General features: G+C 72.1%; 15 protein-coding genes and 1 pseudogene. 8 read left to right on the top strand and 8 right to left on the bottom strand.

Going from position 1 to position 13,514, the window contains the following annotated elements:
• Window positions 1-114: 114 nt before the first annotated feature.
• Window positions 115-612, top strand: coding sequence for a transcription elongation factor GreA (greA, locus tag ACLJPL_RS19375; RefSeq protein WP_411082069.1), 498 nt, complete (start codon window positions 115-117; stop codon window positions 610-612).
• A 101-nt stretch (window positions 613-713) separates the two neighbouring features.
• Here greA and ACLJPL_RS19370 read toward each other — a convergent pair whose 3' ends face one another.
• From ACLJPL_RS19370 to ilvA, 8 genes and pseudogenes are all read right to left on the bottom strand, one after another.
• Window positions 714-884: a hypothetical protein gene (locus ACLJPL_RS19370; protein WP_411082068.1), complete on the bottom strand. Its 171-nt coding sequence runs from the start codon at window positions 882-884 to the stop codon at window positions 714-716.
• A 76-nt stretch (window positions 885-960) separates the two neighbouring features.
• Window positions 961-1,440: a hypothetical protein gene (locus ACLJPL_RS19365; RefSeq protein WP_411082067.1), complete on the bottom strand. Its 480-nt coding sequence runs from the start codon at window positions 1,438-1,440 to the stop codon at window positions 961-963.
• Window positions 1,441-1,474: 34 nt separating this feature from the next.
• Window positions 1,475-1,666: a hypothetical protein gene (locus ACLJPL_RS19360; protein ID WP_411082066.1), complete on the bottom strand. Its 192-nt coding sequence runs from the start codon at window positions 1,664-1,666 to the stop codon at window positions 1,475-1,477.
• A gap of 206 nt (window positions 1,667-1,872) precedes the next feature.
• The gene (locus ACLJPL_RS19355; protein ID WP_411082155.1) at window positions 1,873-2,850 is read right to left on the bottom strand and encodes a transcriptional regulator; all 978 of its coding nucleotides are present in this window, start codon (window positions 2,848-2,850) and stop codon (window positions 1,873-1,875) included.
• A 3-nt stretch (window positions 2,851-2,853) separates the two neighbouring features.
• Window positions 2,854-2,985, bottom strand: a pseudogene (locus tag ACLJPL_RS19350) (helix-turn-helix domain-containing protein); the annotation flags it as partial.
• 279 nt (window positions 2,986-3,264) lie between these two features.
• On the bottom strand, window positions 3,265-4,128 hold the full coding sequence (locus tag ACLJPL_RS19345; protein ID WP_411082065.1) for an ABC transporter permease: 864 nt from the start codon (window positions 4,126-4,128) through the stop codon (window positions 3,265-3,267).
• Window positions 4,125-5,099 carry an ATP-binding cassette domain-containing protein gene (locus ACLJPL_RS19340; protein ID WP_411082064.1) on the bottom strand — a complete coding sequence of 325 codons (975 nt, stop codon included), beginning with the start codon at window positions 5,097-5,099 and terminating at the stop codon, window positions 4,125-4,127. The genes ACLJPL_RS19345 and ACLJPL_RS19340 overlap by 4 nt, the downstream gene beginning before the upstream one ends.
• A gap of 164 nt (window positions 5,100-5,263) precedes the next feature.
• Entirely contained in the window at window positions 5,264-6,493 is a 1,230-nt protein-coding gene (gene ilvA / locus ACLJPL_RS19335) for a threonine ammonia-lyase (RefSeq protein ID WP_411082063.1), read from the bottom strand.
• Between the two features lie 157 nt (window positions 6,494-6,650).
• On the opposite strand from ilvA, the gene ACLJPL_RS19330 reads away from it, so the two are divergent.
• From ACLJPL_RS19330 to ACLJPL_RS19300, 7 genes are all read left to right on the top strand, one after another.
• On the top strand, window positions 6,651-7,181 hold the full coding sequence (locus tag ACLJPL_RS19330) for a MarR family winged helix-turn-helix transcriptional regulator (RefSeq protein WP_411082062.1): 531 nt from the start codon (window positions 6,651-6,653) through the stop codon (window positions 7,179-7,181).
• A gap of 115 nt (window positions 7,182-7,296) precedes the next feature.
• Window positions 7,297-8,148, top strand: coding sequence for an STAS domain-containing protein (locus ACLJPL_RS19325; RefSeq protein ID WP_411082061.1), 852 nt, complete (start codon window positions 7,297-7,299; stop codon window positions 8,146-8,148).
• On the top strand, window positions 8,145-8,519 hold the full coding sequence (locus tag ACLJPL_RS19320; protein WP_411082060.1) for an STAS domain-containing protein: 375 nt from the start codon (window positions 8,145-8,147) through the stop codon (window positions 8,517-8,519). Before ACLJPL_RS19325 ends, ACLJPL_RS19320 begins: the two co-directional genes overlap by 4 nt.
• Entirely contained in the window at window positions 8,516-8,938 is a 423-nt protein-coding gene (locus ACLJPL_RS19315) for an anti-sigma regulatory factor (RefSeq protein WP_411082059.1), read from the top strand. Before ACLJPL_RS19320 ends, ACLJPL_RS19315 begins: the two co-directional genes overlap by 4 nt.
• Entirely contained in the window at window positions 8,935-10,356 is a 1,422-nt protein-coding gene (locus ACLJPL_RS19310) for an ATP-binding SpoIIE family protein phosphatase (RefSeq protein WP_411082058.1), read from the top strand. The genes ACLJPL_RS19315 and ACLJPL_RS19310 overlap by 4 nt, the downstream gene beginning before the upstream one ends.
• Complete coding sequence (locus tag ACLJPL_RS19305) at window positions 10,353-11,804, top strand: sensor histidine kinase (RefSeq protein WP_411082057.1); 1,452 nt, start codon at window positions 10,353-10,355, stop codon at window positions 11,802-11,804. Before ACLJPL_RS19310 ends, ACLJPL_RS19305 begins: the two co-directional genes overlap by 4 nt.
• Window positions 11,801-13,468, top strand: coding sequence for a SpoIIE family protein phosphatase (locus ACLJPL_RS19300; protein WP_411082056.1), 1,668 nt, complete (start codon window positions 11,801-11,803; stop codon window positions 13,466-13,468). Before ACLJPL_RS19305 ends, ACLJPL_RS19300 begins: the two co-directional genes overlap by 4 nt.
• The last annotated feature ends 46 nt before the right edge of the window (window positions 13,469-13,514 follow it).

Genomic DNA, 13,514 nt, shown 5'->3' with positions numbered 1-13,514 from the left:
CCTTCTCCCCCTTTTCCTGGGGAATTGTTAGGCTCGTGGTTTCGCCCACCCGAGGAAGCACATGCTTCCGGGTAGGGCGATGCTTTGTATTCCCAGTACCGACGAGGAGCACCTGTGACCCAGACCAGCGAAAACGTCACCTGGCTCACGCAGGAGGCGTACAACCAGCTGAAGGCCGAGCTGGAGTACCTGTCTGGTCCCGCGCGCACGGAGATCGCCGTCAAGATCGCGGCGGCCCGTGAGGAGGGTGACCTCCGGGAGAACGGCGGGTACCACGCGGCCAAGGAGGAGCAGGGCAAGATGGAGCTGCGCGTGCGCCAGCTCACCCAGCTCCTGGAGCACGCGAAGGTCGGCGAGGCCCCGGCCGACGACGGCGTGGTCGAGCCCGGCATGGTCGTGACGATCGCCTTCGACGGCGACGAGGACGACACGACGACCTTCCTGCTCGCCTCCCGCGAGTACGCCAGCTCGGACATCGAGACGTACTCCCCGCAGTCCCCGCTCGGTATCGGCGTGAACGGCAAGCGGACGGGCGACGACGCCGAGTACGAGCTGCCGAACGGCAGGACCGCCACGGTGAAGATCCTCGCGGCGAAGCCGTACACGGGCTGACCCGCGCCCACCCTTCCGTACGACGCGGGAGCCCCGGCCCGAGAAGGCCGGGGCTCCCGCGTCTTCCCTGCGCGGCTACTGGTCCGCGCCGGCGGGGTCGGTCACAGAGCAGGCAGACCGCTGCCGGGGCACATCTCCGTGCCGGTTCCGCCGGCCTGGTGGCTGGTCGTCGGGGTGCCGGGTTCGCTTCCGACACCCGCGCCGCACACCGGGCAGTAGCCCTCGGTGAGGGCCGGGTCGAACCGGTGGCCGGGGGTGGCGTGACTGCACATATCAGTTCCTCCTTGACGGTGGTGGTGCTGACAGGTGGTGCCCATGCGCCCCGGACCGGTCGCCCGGCCGGGGAGATCAGAAGGCGGTCTGCAGATCGAAGGGCTGGCTGCCCTTGTCCTGACCGGCGCGCGCGGTGTGCTGGAACAGGAACTGGATCCGGGCTTCGCTGTGGAACTTCAGGCCGAGGCCGGGGTGCGAGGTCGCGGGGTCCTTCACGGTGTATGCGTACACCGAGGCGATCTCCGGGGACCCGCTGTTCGTGAAGGCCGCGGCGAGGTACTTCTCGGCCTGCTGCGGGGTGACCTTCCCGTCCTCGTACAGCTCGGGGTAGCCGACCTCGGCGGGCGCTTCGTAGCTGACCGGGTTCTCCGGCTGGTCGTAGTCCTCGCCCGGGGCGGCGGTCGCGGTGATCGCCGCCCAGATCTGCGCGCCGGACATGAACACGATGTGGATGCCGAAGGGGCGGTCCGGCTCCTGCCATGGGTCGACGCTTTTCACATCGGGGGCCTTGGCGAGGGCGTCTGCTGCGAAGTCCTGGAATCGCGCGGGTCGCATTTGTGATCATTCCTTCCGTGGCGGCCGAGCCAGTCTAGGCCGCGCACGAGGTCTCGACCGAGGCCGCGACCGTCAGGGCGAGGAGCGGGCCGGCCGCTCCCGTCAGCTCCACCACGGCGTCGGGGTCGACCTCCCGGTGCCTGTCACCGGACAGCGCGTGCAAGCGGAACGACCCCTCGGGGGCGCGCCGCACGATGCCGATGTCGCCCGATGCCGTGTCCCTCATGACCGAGCCGACCTCGATACGGGGCCCGACCTACCGGTTACTCGCCATGACGATGAAGCTACGACGGGTGACCGCGACAAGCCAGACACGCAGCGGTGCACTTACGGCGACGGGCCGTCAGAAGTGCACCGTTGGAGTGCAGTTAGGCGAAAGCGCCCAAGTGGGCACCCACCTCGCGCATCTCCGTCGTGAGGGTGCGGCGTTTCTTAGTGATCTCCTCGAAGGTGATCGCGGCGGACGACTGGTGCCGGAACCACTCGGGCGCGAGCGAGGTCGAGGCGGTAGCGGTTGCCGTCGTTGGTGCTCGGTCCTCCGAGCTGCTTCCAGTGCTTCTCCTGGAGGGTGGCGTCCTCCTTGGACTTCCGGATCACCGAGCGCGCGTCGCCCTCGGTCATGTAGTCCTCAAGCTCCTTCATGGCGGCCGTGACGGGGCCGAACATCGACCAGTGGCGCAGCAGGTTCCTGTGTGTCCTGCCCACGGCCTTCGCGGCGGTGCCGGCCGCCTTGCGCAGGGCCTTCGCCTCGCCGGGGCGGTTGTTCCGCGCTGCCGCGGCAGCCGCTTCCATTGCCAGGCCGCCCCATGTCGCGTACTCGTCCGGGGTGGCTCCCATGATCTTCGGCTCGACGACGTCCATCGTCGAGACCGCGATGTCCTCGGCTTCGTCGAACCGCTCGGTCCGTACGAGCAGCCAGCACATCCCGCCGACCCCGGACGCCGCGACGAGGTTGTCGCCTGCCGCCTCGGCGTCCTCGATGGCACCTCTGGCGGCCACGTGGGCAAGGTCGAACTGCCTGATCTGTGTCAGGTACCGCCCGGCCAGGTTCAGGGCCCGTGAGCGCTCCACCAGGGCGTTCGTGTGCTCCTCGCCGGAGTCGTAGTACGCCACGGCGTCGTTCGCCGCCCTGACGAGCACGGGCAGATCCGCGGCGATGCTCCGGTAGGTGTCGCCGAAGTACAGAACAGAGTTGTCGTACGTCATACGGCTCAGGCGGCGCAGGTCCGGCTCCTCGCCCGCCGGGGCGCCGACCGGTCCCAGGCTGAGCGCGGGCGTGAGCGCGATGCGCAGCTCGCGCAGGTTCTGGCTGTTCGGATCGTCATGCTTGACCGGCTGCGGGGGGCCGGCCGCCATCAGGTCCGAGGTCTTCACCCCGAGGATGCGGGCGAGCTTATGCAGAGTCTCCATCCGGACCCCGCCATGGCCCTGTTCGATCCTCCGGATCGGCCCGACCGACATGTTGCCCCGATGCGCAAGCTCTTCCTGGTTCAGCCCCGCAGCCCGGCGGTACTTCCTTAGGCTCTCTGCGAGTTCAGCGGACATGCGACACCACCTCTCGCAGCCGGCGTAAGGCTTTCGGTAACGCGCAAGCCCCCTCCAAGTCGCACCTGAAGGGGACTTGGGCCCACACAGGGCCCCTCGGTTCGGCATGCGGTCGGCGGCCGAATTCGGTGGTAGGCGCAGTCATTGGTCCGCGGCACAGGCGAGGCCCCCTCAGCCGTGGCGAGGGGGCCTCTTCTCCTGGCCGGCCGGACGGCCGCCGAGCCGTACAGATCGGACGGCCGCCGTGCGGTGCGTTCGGACGGCGGCCGTGCGGTGCGTTCAGACGGCCGCCGAGCGGTACTTGCGGACCGCGAGGGTCCGGAAGACCACGATGATCAGGATGGACCACGCGATCGAGGCGATGATCGGGTGCTCCATCGGCCACGCCCCGGTCACCGACTTCGGCACGCCCGGCATGGTGTTGCCGAAGAGTTCACGGGCGCCCGCCACCGTGGCGCTGAACGGGTTCCACTCCGCGACGTGCTGGAGGAACGTCGGCATGCCGGTGACCGGCACGAAGGCGTTCGAGATGAACGTCAGCGGGAACAGCCAGATCAGCCCGCCGGAGGTGGCCGCCTCGGGAGTCCGCACCGAGAGGCCGATCAGGGCCCCGATCCAGGAGAACGCGTACCCGAGCAGGAGCAGCAGCAGGAAGCCGCAGAGCACCTTGCCGATGTTCTCGTGGGCCCGCCAGCCGACGAGCAGGGCGACTCCCGCGAGGACGACCAGGGTGAGCGTGGTCTGTACGAGGTCGGCGAGGGTGCGTCCGGTGAGGACCGCGCCCCGGGCCATGGGCAGGGACCGGAAGCGGTCGATGAGCCCCTTGTGCATGTCGTCGGCGATGCCCGCTCCGGCGCCCGCGGTGGCGAAGGTGACGGTCTGGGCGAAGATGCCCGCCATCAGGAATTCCTTGTACAGCTGCGGGTCGGTGGAACCGCCGATGCTGATCGAGCCGCCGAAGACGTACGTGAACAGCACCACGAACATGATCGGCTGGATCAGCCCGAAGATCACCATCTCGGGGATCCTGGTCATCCGGATCAGGTTCCGTTTGGCGACGACGAGTGAGTCCTTGACCGACTGGACCACGCCCCCGGAGGGACGGGGAGCCAGGACCGGGTCGTCCTTGGTGGTGACGCTCACTGGGTGTCCTCCTTGTCCTCGTGCTCGCCCGCCTCGGCCGCGTGGCCGGTGAGGGAGAGGAAGACGTCGTCCAGGGTCGGGCGGCGCAGGGCGATGTCGTCGATCTCCACGCCCTGGGCGTCCAGGTCGCGGATGATCTCGGCGAGCAGCTTGGCCCCGCCGCTCACCGGGACGGTCAGCTTGCGGGAGAGGCGGACGACGGCGACCTCGCCCTTGCCGAGGGCCGTCAGGACCGACCGGGCGCGCTCGATCTCGTCGGGGCGGTGTACGACGACCTCGACGCGTTCCCCGCCGGTGCGGGCCTTCAGCTCGTCGGAGGTGCCGCGGGCGATGACCTTGCCGTGGTCGATGACGCAGATGTCGTTGGCGAGGCGGTCGGCCTCCTCCAGATACTGCGTGGTCAGCAGCAGCGTCGTGCCGCCGGCCACCAGGTCCTCGATGACGTCCCACAGCTGCTGCCGGTTGCGCGGGTCGAGGCCGGTCGTCGGCTCGTCCATGAACATCACGGGCGGCGAGACGACCAGGGCGGCCGCGAGGTCGAGGCGTCGGCGCATGCCGCCGGAGTACGTCTTGGCGGTGCGGTCGGCGGCGTCGGCGAGGTTGAACCGCTCCAGCAGGACGCCCGCCCGGGCCTTCGCGTCGCGCGCGTTCATCTGGTAGAGCTGTCCGACCATCTGGAGGTTCTCGCGGCCGGTCAGATACTCGTCGACGGCGGCGAACTGTCCGGAGAGCCCGATCGACCGGCGTACCTCGTTGGGCTTCTTCAGTACGTCGATCCCGGCCACGAACGCAGCTCCGCTGTCGGGGCGCAGGAGGGTGGTGAGGACCCGGACGGCGGTCGTCTTGCCCGCGCCGTTGGGTCCGAGCAGCCCGAGGACGGTGCCCTCGGGCACGTCGAGGTCCACTCCGTCCAGGGCTCGTACGTCGCCGAAGGTCTTCACCAGACCCTCGGCATGGATGGCACCTGGCATGGAAGGGGTCCCCCGTCGATCGCGGATGGCGTACGCGTACGCGGCTCGGCGAGCGATCACGTACGCGGCTTCGTGAGCGATCCTAGGATTCGCGGGGCCGTATCGCGCGCTGATTATGGAGATCGCATGTCGGGATCCGGCCGGAGGGGTGGGGAAACCGGCGGTCAGCCGATGACCCGGTAGCCGGCCGCCCGCAGCGCCGCCTCCACCTCCTCGCAGTGGCGCGGCCCCTTGGTCTCCAGATGGAGGTCGACCTCGGCCTCGGTCAGCCCCAGGCGCGGGTCGGTGCGGACGTGGCTGATGTCGAGCACGTTGGCGTCGGCCACGGTCAGCGCGGCCAGCAGCGTGGCCAGCGCCCCGGGGCGGTCGGTGAGCCGCAGCCGCAGGCTCAGGTAGCGGCCGGCGGCGGACATGCCGTGGCGCAGGACCCGCTGCATCACCAGCGGGTCCACGTTGCCGCCCGACAGCACCGCCACCACCGGCCCCCGGAACGCCTTCGGGTCGCTGAGCAGCGCCGCCACCGGGCTCGCCCCCGCCGGTTCCACCACCAGCTTGGCCCGCTCCAGGCACAGCAGCAGCGCGCTGGAGAGCTCGTCCTCGGTGACGGTGCGGACCTCGTCGACCAGCTCCTCGATCACCGCGAAGGGGATGTCGCCGGGGCGGCCCACCTTGATGCCGTCCGCCATCGTGACCGGGTCGTCGAGGGAGATCGGGTGGCCCGCCGCCAGGGAGGGCGGGTAGGAGGCGGCGCCCTCGGCCTGGACGCCGACGATCCGGACGTCGGGGCGCAGCGCCTTCACCGCTACGGCGATGCCCGCGGCGAGGCCGCCGCCGCCGATGCCGACGACGATGGTGCGGACCTCCGGGCACTGCTCCAGGATCTCCAGCCCGACCGTGCCCTGGCCCGCGATGATGTCGGGGTGGTCGAAGGGGTGGATGAAGACCGCACCGGTCTGCGCCGCGTACTCCTGGGCGGCGGCGAGCGTCTCGTCGACGACCTGGCCGTGGAGCCGCACCTCGGCCCCGTACTCCTGGGTCGCGGCGACCTTGGGCAGGGGGGCGCCGACCGGCATGAAGACCGTGGAGCGCACGCCGAGGAGGGAGGAGGCCAGGGCGACGCCCTGGGCGTGGTTCCCGGCGCTGGCCGCGACCACCCCGGCCGCCCGCTCCACCGGGGTGAGGCCGGAGATGCGGACGTACGCGCCGCGCAGTTTGAAGGAACCGGTGCGCTGGAGGTTCTCGCACTTGAGGTGGACCGGGGCGCCGACCAGCTCGGTGAGGTGGCGGCTGCCCTCCAGGGCGGTCGTCCTGGCCACCCCGGCCAGCATTTTCTGCGCGCCCCGGACGTCGTCGAGGATCAGGGCCGGGTGGCGGGCGGTCGCGCGGAAGGTCATGACCGCAAGTCTTGCAGCTCGGACGGCTCGCGGCAGACTTGTCTCATGGCGGCCTGCGGTGGTGTCCGCAGGTTTGTGCGGCACTGGTACGCGTTGCCCCGGGGCCGCGTACTCTGTCCCCCACCCATCCGACACCGCACGAAGAGAGCCCCCGGCCATGCCCCCTCAGGACATGACGACTGCTGCGTCTCCTTCCGGGGGCGCCGCCCCCCAACACCCGGGTCCCGACCGCCTGCTGGACTCCCTCCAGCACCAGGTGGCGGTGTTCGCCCGCCGTGCCGAGCAGACCCGCCTCGGCGGTGTCGGCCAGGTCCGCAACTCGATGGACCGGGCGGCCTACCTGTTGCTGAACCGGCTGGACCGGGAGGGCCCGATGGGCGTCAAGGCGCTCGCGGCGGGCATGGGCATCGACTCCTCGACCGTGACCCGTCAGGTGGCCCCGCTCGTGGACACCGGACTGGTCAAGCGGACCTCGCACCCGGAGGACGGCCGGGCGGTCGTGCTCCAGCTCTCCCCGCGCGGCCAGGCCCGCCTGGAGGAGGTCCGCGCTTCGCGGCGCGAGCTGATGTCGCAGGTGACGGACGGGTGGACGCAGGAGGAGCGGGACACCTTCTGCGCGCTGCTGACCCGGTTCAACGGGTCGCTGGCCGCCCGGCAGGCCGCGCACCAGCCGCCGCAGAACGACTGAGCCTCTCCCCCCTTTCCTTCTCAGGTCCCCCGGCCCCCGAGGTGCCCGGGGGCGTTGCCGTACGCTTCGCAAGAGTTGCCTGACGGATACTTTTTACCTTTAAGGGGCGCCGGACATGGCGAAGCAGGAGAGCAAGAGCGACCTGGTGGGGCTGTTGGCCGCCGAGAGAGACAAGGTCGCCGGCCAGTGGGTCGACAGCGTCGTCGGCTCGCTCAGGAACCGCATCAGCAAGGCCGAGGTCGACCGGGAGCTGCGCGAGCTGTACGCGGCCCTCGTGGAGGCGCTGCGCACGGGCGGGGAGGACGCGCGCGGCGAGGGCATGTCCGAGGTCCGGGCGCTGCTGACCGAGCTGTCGCGCAACCGCGCCCGGCAGGGCTTCACGCCCAGCGAGACGGCGATCAGCGTCCTGGCGCTCAAGGGGCCGTTCGAACCGGCGCTGCGGGACGGCTCCGCCGAGGACACCGACCGGTATCTGCGGCTGAGCCGGATCCTCGACGATCTGTCGCTGTTCACCATCGAGACGTACACCCGCACCCGCGAGGAGATCATCAGCTCGCAGGCGGCCCAGCTCATGGAGCTGTCCACCCCCGTGGTGAAGCTCTGGGACGGCGTCATAGCCGTGCCCCTCGTGGGCACCCTGGACTCGGCGCGCACCCAGGTCGTGATGGAGAAGCTTCTCCAGGCGCTGGTGGACACCGGTTCCGAGCAGGCCATCATCGACATCACCGGGGTGCCCGCCGTCGACACCCAGGTCGCCCAGCACCTGCTGAAGACGATCGTGGCGGCCCGGCTGATGGGCGCGGAGTGCACGGTCTCCGGCATCCGTCCGCAGATCGCGCAGACCATCGTGGCGCTGGGCATCGAGTTCGGCGACATCGTCACCAAGGCGACCCTGGCCGACGCCCTCCAGCTCGCGCTGAAGAAGTCCGGCATCGACCTCGTCGCGCACCAGGGTTCCGGCCGATGACCGAACGGGTTCCGGTCCTGCGGATCGGTGACGTGCTCCTCGTCTCCATCCAGGTGGACCTGGAGGACCAGACGGTGCTGAACCTCCAGGAGGACCTGGCCGAGCAGATCGTCTCGCGCGCGGCCCGGGGTGTCGTCATCGACATCACCGCCGTCGAGATCGTCGACTCCTTCGTGGGCCGCATGCTGGCCACGATCGCCTCCATATCGCGGCTGCTCGACGCCGAGACCGTGGTGGTGGGGATGCGGCCGGCCGTGGCCATCACGCTCGTCGAGCTGGGTCTTTCGCTGGGCGGAGTACGCACGGCACTCGATCTGGAGAAGGGGCTCGCGCTGCTGCGGCGGTCCGCCACCGGCACGGACCGGCGATGAACGTCCCCTGGGCGGTGGGGCAGGAACCGCAGACGCAGTCCATCGTCCAGAACGACGACGTCGTACGGGCCCGCCAGCAGGTCCGCGGTTTCGCGCAGAGCTGCGGTCTCTCCCTGGTCGACCAGACGAAGTTCATCACGGCCGCCAGCGAACTCGCCCGCAACACCCTGGTGTACGGCGGCGGCGGGGAGATGCGGGCGGGCCTGGTGGAGCGGGACGGGCGGCGCGGCATCGCCGCGGTCTTCGAGGACTCCGGCCCCGGCATCCCCGACATCGAACTCGCCCTGACCGACGGCTGGACCTCCGGCGGCGGACTGGGCCTGGGGCTGAGCGGCGCGCGCCGGCTGGTCGACGAGTTCCTCCTCGACACCGAGCCGGGCCGCGGCACCGCGGTCACCATCGTCAAGTGGTCGCGATGAGCGTCCCCTCCCCTCTGTACGTCCTCGACTGCGAGGACGTCGCATGGTTCCGGGACGACCCCGGCCTGCCCTCGGCGGCCCGGGGAGCGGCGGCGACGCTGGCGCGGCGTATCGGGCTGGACGGCTACCGGTCCTCCGAGGTCGCGCTCGCGGTCACCGAGGCCGCGACCAACCTCCAGCGGCACGCGAGCGACGGGGCGCTGCTGCTGCGGGTCCTGCGGACGCCGGAGCGGGCGGGCGTCGAGTTCGTCACCGTGGACACCGGCCCCGGCATGGCCGACGTCGAGGCCGCGCTCTCGGACGGCACGTCCACGGCGGGGACGCTCGGCATCGGGCTGGGTGCGGTGGCCCGGCTCGCCGACGCCTTCGACATCCACTCGATCCCGGGGCGGGGCACGGTGATGGCCGCCCAGTTCTGGGCGCGCGGCCAGGGAGCGGCCCCGACCGGCGGCACGCCGGACGGCCCGGCGCTCTCCGTGGCCTCGGGCCTGACCCGGCCCATCAGCGGCGAGAGCACGTGCGGCGACGCCTGGGCGGTACGCGTGGACCCGGGGCCGGACCGCGACGCGCGGTCCGGGCCTGACGCGCGGTCCGGGGGGTATGGGGAGGGCGAGGGGCCCGGCGCGCACGGCGCGTACGGCGGGTCCGGCGGCTCCGCGGCCCACGGCGCGTACGGCGGGGTCGGCGGCTCCGGCGCGTACAACGCGTACAGCGGCTCCGGCGCGCACGGCGGCTCCGGCGCGCACGGCGCGTACGGGGAGACCGGCGGCTCCGGCGCGTACGGCAGGTCCGGCTCCGGGGCCCACGGCGCGTACGGGGAGACCGGCGGCTCCGGCGCGTACAACACGTACGGCAGGTCCGGCGGCTCCGGCGCGCACGGCGCGTACGGCACCACGGGCGCCGCCCCCTCCCCCGAGCCCGCGATCCTCGTCATGCTCTGCGACGGCCTCGGCCACGGGCCGCTCGCCGCGCTCGCCGGTGAGGCGGCCGTCAAGGCGTTCCGGCAGAGCGCGGCCCGCCACCCGGAGGGTCTGCTGCGCGACATCCACACCGCGTTGCGCGGCACCCGGGGCGGGGCGGTCGCGGTCGCCAGGATCGAGCCCTCCGCGCAGCGCCTGCTCTACTGCGGCATCGGCAACGTCAGCGGCGTCCTCCTCGGGCCCGACTCCCGCAACGGCCTGCTCTCGGCACCGGGCATCGTCGGGCAGCAGATGCGCAGTCTGCGGACGTTCGAGCTGCCGCTCAAGCCGGGCGGGGCGCTGGTCATGCACTCGGACGGGCTGACCGAGCGCTGGAAGGCCGACGATCTGCCCGGGCTGCTCCGGCACTCCCCGGCGGTGATGGCCGGTCAGCTGCTGCGCGAGGCCGGCGTCCGCCGCGACGACGCCGGGATCGTGGTCGTCAAGGGGGCCTGGTGACGGTGACCGCACCGCGTTCCGCCTCGCTCGCCGCGTACGACCTGGCCACGGCGCAGGACGTCTTCGCCCTGCGCCGCATCGGCCAGGGCGCGGCGGAGGCCCTGGGCATGGACCGCCAGGACCAGGTGCGCCTGGCGACCGCGCTCAGCGAGCTCGGCCGCGACCGGCTCGGCTGCGAGGGGCTGACGGTGGCCTTCACCCTGCCGGGCGGGCCCGCCCCCGTACTCGCCGTCGTCTTCGAGTGGGAGTGGGCGGGCGGCACGGAGGCGGCCCCCGATCTGGAGCCGGCCTCCCGGCTGCTGCACCGGGTCCGCCACGAACCCGGCGGGGCGCGCGGCCGGATCATCGCGGAGCACCTGCTGCCGCCGGGCTGGGTGGACGGCCCGGACGCCCGACGGAGGGTGCGGGAGGCCCTGCGCCGCCACGCGCCCCTGACGTTCGCCGACGACCTGCGGGCGCAGACCCGCGACCTGATCACCGCCCTGGAGGAGACGCGGGCCCAGCGCGAGGAGCTGCGCAGGCTCAACGAGGAGCTGGAGGAGACGAACCGGGGGGTCCTCGCGCTCTACACCGAGCTGTCGCAGGAGCTGGAGGAGACCAACAGCGGTGTGGTGGCCCTGCACGCCGAGCTGGAGGAGAAGTCGAACCGGCTGCGCGAGACGAGCGAGGCCAAGACGCGCTTCTGGACCAACATCAGCCATGAGCTCCGTACGCCGGTGAACGCGGTGGTCGCCCTGTCCCGGCTGCTCCTGGCCCCCGGTTCCTCGCCGCTCAACGACGAGCAGCGCCGCCAGATCTCCCTGGTCGACGCGTCGGGGCAGACCCTGCTGGCCCTGGTCAACGACCTGCTGGACGTGGCGAAGGCGGAGGCCGGCGAGCTGGAGATCGTCTCCGGACCGGTCGACCTGCGGGCGCTGGTGGGTCAGCTGGGGGCCGTGATGCGTTCCACCGGGCTCTCGGGCGACGTCGTCCTGCTGACCCCCGACCCGGGTGCGCTCCCCGTCGCGGTGACCGATGAGGCCCTGCTCACCCGCATCCTGCGCAACCTGCTGTCGAACGCCCTGAAGTTCACCGAGAAGGGTGAGGTCCGACTGGAGTTCGCCGTGGACCCGGGGCCGTCCCCGCAGTGGATGACCTTCAGCGTCACGGACACCGGGGTGGGCATCCCGGAGACCGAACTGACGCGGGTGTTCGAGGAGTTCTACCAGGTACGCGGACCGCTCCAGCGGACCCATCGGGGCACCGGCCTCGGACTCCCGTACGCCCGCACCCTCACCGAACTGCTGGGCGGCACGCTCCTGTTGTCCAGCACCCCCGGGGTGGGCACCCGCGTGGAGGTCCGGCTGCCCCACCGGCCCGTGGCCCCGCCCGCCCACCGGCTCCCCGCACCGTCCGGCCCCCGGCCCGCGTCCCCGCCCGCCGCCCCCACCCCGGAGAACGACCAGTGACCGAGACAGCCAGACGCGACAGCGCGCCGGGGACCATCCTGGTGATCGACGACGACGAGACCAACCGCTACATCCTCACGAGCTGGCTCCAGCGCGCCGGGCACACCGTGATCGACGCCGCGGACGGGGGCCAGGGTCTCGCCCTGCTCATCGCGGAGGACGGCGCCCCCCGGGCCGAGGCGGCCGTCATCGACGTCCAGCTCCCGGACATGACCGGTTTCGAGGTCTGCGAGCGGCTCAAGGCCGACCCGCGCACCGCCTTCCTGCCGGTGATCCACGTCTCCGCCATCGCCATGAGCCCGGAGGACCACACCGAGGGGCTGAGCCGGGGCGCGGACGCCTATCTCGACCAGCCCGTCGACCCGGACGAGTTCCTGGCCACCGTCACGGCCGCCCTGCGCTACGCACGGGCCCGCCGCCGGGCGGAGCGCCTCACCGCACGGCTGGCCACCCTCAACCGGGCGACCCTGGACGTCTACCGGGCGGTGGGCTTCCACTCCTTCGCCGCCTCCGCGACCGGCGGTGCGGCCACCCTGATGTCCAGCCCCGCCACCGCGATCTTCCTGAGCCCCCTCGGGCAGCCGGTGCACAGCCACACCCCGAGGCCGGACGCCGCCCCCCTCACGCTGCCCGCCGGCTCCGAACTCCTCGACCGGCTCGCCTCGTACACCCTCGGCAGCGACACCGGATCGGAGGTGCGGCTGATGCCCCACAGCCAGTGGAAGGCTCTGCTGCCCCTCGACCCGATCGAGGGCGACGTCGTGGTGGTCGTGGCGCGGACCAAGCGCAACCGTCCGCCCGTCTGCGTCGCCGTCCCCGCCGGCGCGGCCCGCGGGACCGACGAGCGCGAGCTCCTCCAGCAGCTCGCCAGCGCCAGCGCGCTCGCCCTGGAGGCCCTGCGCACGTACAACGAGGAGCACGCCCTCGCGCTCGCCCTCCAGCGCACCTTCCTGCCGGACCGGCTGCCCGCCGTGCCGGGCACGTCCCTCGCCGTGCGCTACCTCCCGGCCTCCGACCACGCGGAGATCGGCGGCGACTTCTACGAGGCCCTGGAGACCCCGGCCGGGCTGCTGCTGGCCATCGGGGACGTGGCCGGGCACTCGCTGGTCGCCGCGACGGTCATGGGCGAGATCCGGCACGCACTGCGCGCCTACGCCCTGGAGGGCCACTCGCCGCACCACGTGCTGGAGCGGCTCGACGTGCTCCTCGCCCACACCCGGCCCGGCCTCACCGTGACGCTGTGCCTGGTCCTGGTCGAGCCGGACGGCGGCCGGGTGCACGTCGCCAACGCCGGTCACATACCGCCGCTGCTGCTCGCCCCGGACGGCGGCGCCGCCTACCTCCACGAGCACGGCCCGCTGCTGGGCCTGCGGCTCCCGCACCCCGAGGCGACCGTCCACCCGACCGCACCGGGCACCCGGATCCTGCTGATCACGGACGGCCTGGTGGAGGTGCGCAGCCAGGACCTCGACGACACCCTGGCGGCGTTCCGCGACGCGACGGCGTCCGGACCCCGGGAGCTGGAGGCCCTGTGCGACTTCCTGCTCGGGTCGTTCGGCGAGGGCAAGGAGGACGACATCGCGCTCCTCGCCCTCCAGCTGGACGCGGAGCCGGAGGCGGGGGCGGAGGCGGGGGCGGGGGCGGAGGCGGGGGCAGCGGCCTGAGCGCAACGTAAAGGAGGGGCCCGCCGGAAGCGGGCCCCTCCTTTAC

This window comes from Streptomyces sp. cmx-18-6, assembly GCF_046548915.1.
Classification (GTDB): Bacteria; Actinomycetota; Actinomycetes; order Streptomycetales; family Streptomycetaceae; genus Streptomyces.
This window is presented reverse-complemented; position numbering and strand designations above follow the sequence as displayed.

What these genes read in the sequence shown, in the direction of transcription:
- ACLJPL_RS19370 (WP_411082068.1), bottom strand. Translation starts at nt 884, where the DNA reads ATGTGCAGTCACGCCACCCCCGGCCACCGGTTCGACCCGGCCCTCACC.
- ACLJPL_RS19365 (WP_411082067.1), bottom strand. Translation starts at nt 1,440, where the DNA reads ATGCGACCCGCGCGATTCCAGGACTTCGCAGCAGACGCCCTCGCCAAG.
- ACLJPL_RS19360 (WP_411082066.1), bottom strand. Translation starts at nt 1,666, where the DNA reads ATGAGGGACACGGCATCGGGCGACATCGGCATCGTGCGGCGCGCCCCC.
- ACLJPL_RS19355 (WP_411082155.1), bottom strand. Translation starts at nt 2,850, where the DNA reads ATGGAGACTCTGCATAAGCTCGCCCGCATCCTCGGGGTGAAGACCTCG.
- ACLJPL_RS19340 (WP_411082064.1), bottom strand. Translation starts at nt 5,099, where the DNA reads ATGCCAGGTGCCATCCATGCCGAGGGTCTGGTGAAGACCTTCGGCGAC.
- ilvA (WP_411082063.1), bottom strand. Translation starts at nt 6,493, where the DNA reads ATGACCTTCCGCGCGACCGCCCGCCACCCGGCCCTGATCCTCGACGAC.
- ACLJPL_RS19330 (WP_411082062.1), top strand. Translation starts at nt 6,651, where the DNA reads ATGCCCCCTCAGGACATGACGACTGCTGCGTCTCCTTCCGGGGGCGCC.
- ACLJPL_RS19325 (WP_411082061.1), top strand. Translation starts at nt 7,297, where the DNA reads ATGGCGAAGCAGGAGAGCAAGAGCGACCTGGTGGGGCTGTTGGCCGCC.
- ACLJPL_RS19320 (WP_411082060.1), top strand. Translation starts at nt 8,145, where the DNA reads ATGACCGAACGGGTTCCGGTCCTGCGGATCGGTGACGTGCTCCTCGTC.
- ACLJPL_RS19315 (WP_411082059.1), top strand. Translation starts at nt 8,516, where the DNA reads ATGAACGTCCCCTGGGCGGTGGGGCAGGAACCGCAGACGCAGTCCATC.
- ACLJPL_RS19310 (WP_411082058.1), top strand. Translation starts at nt 8,935, where the DNA reads ATGAGCGTCCCCTCCCCTCTGTACGTCCTCGACTGCGAGGACGTCGCA.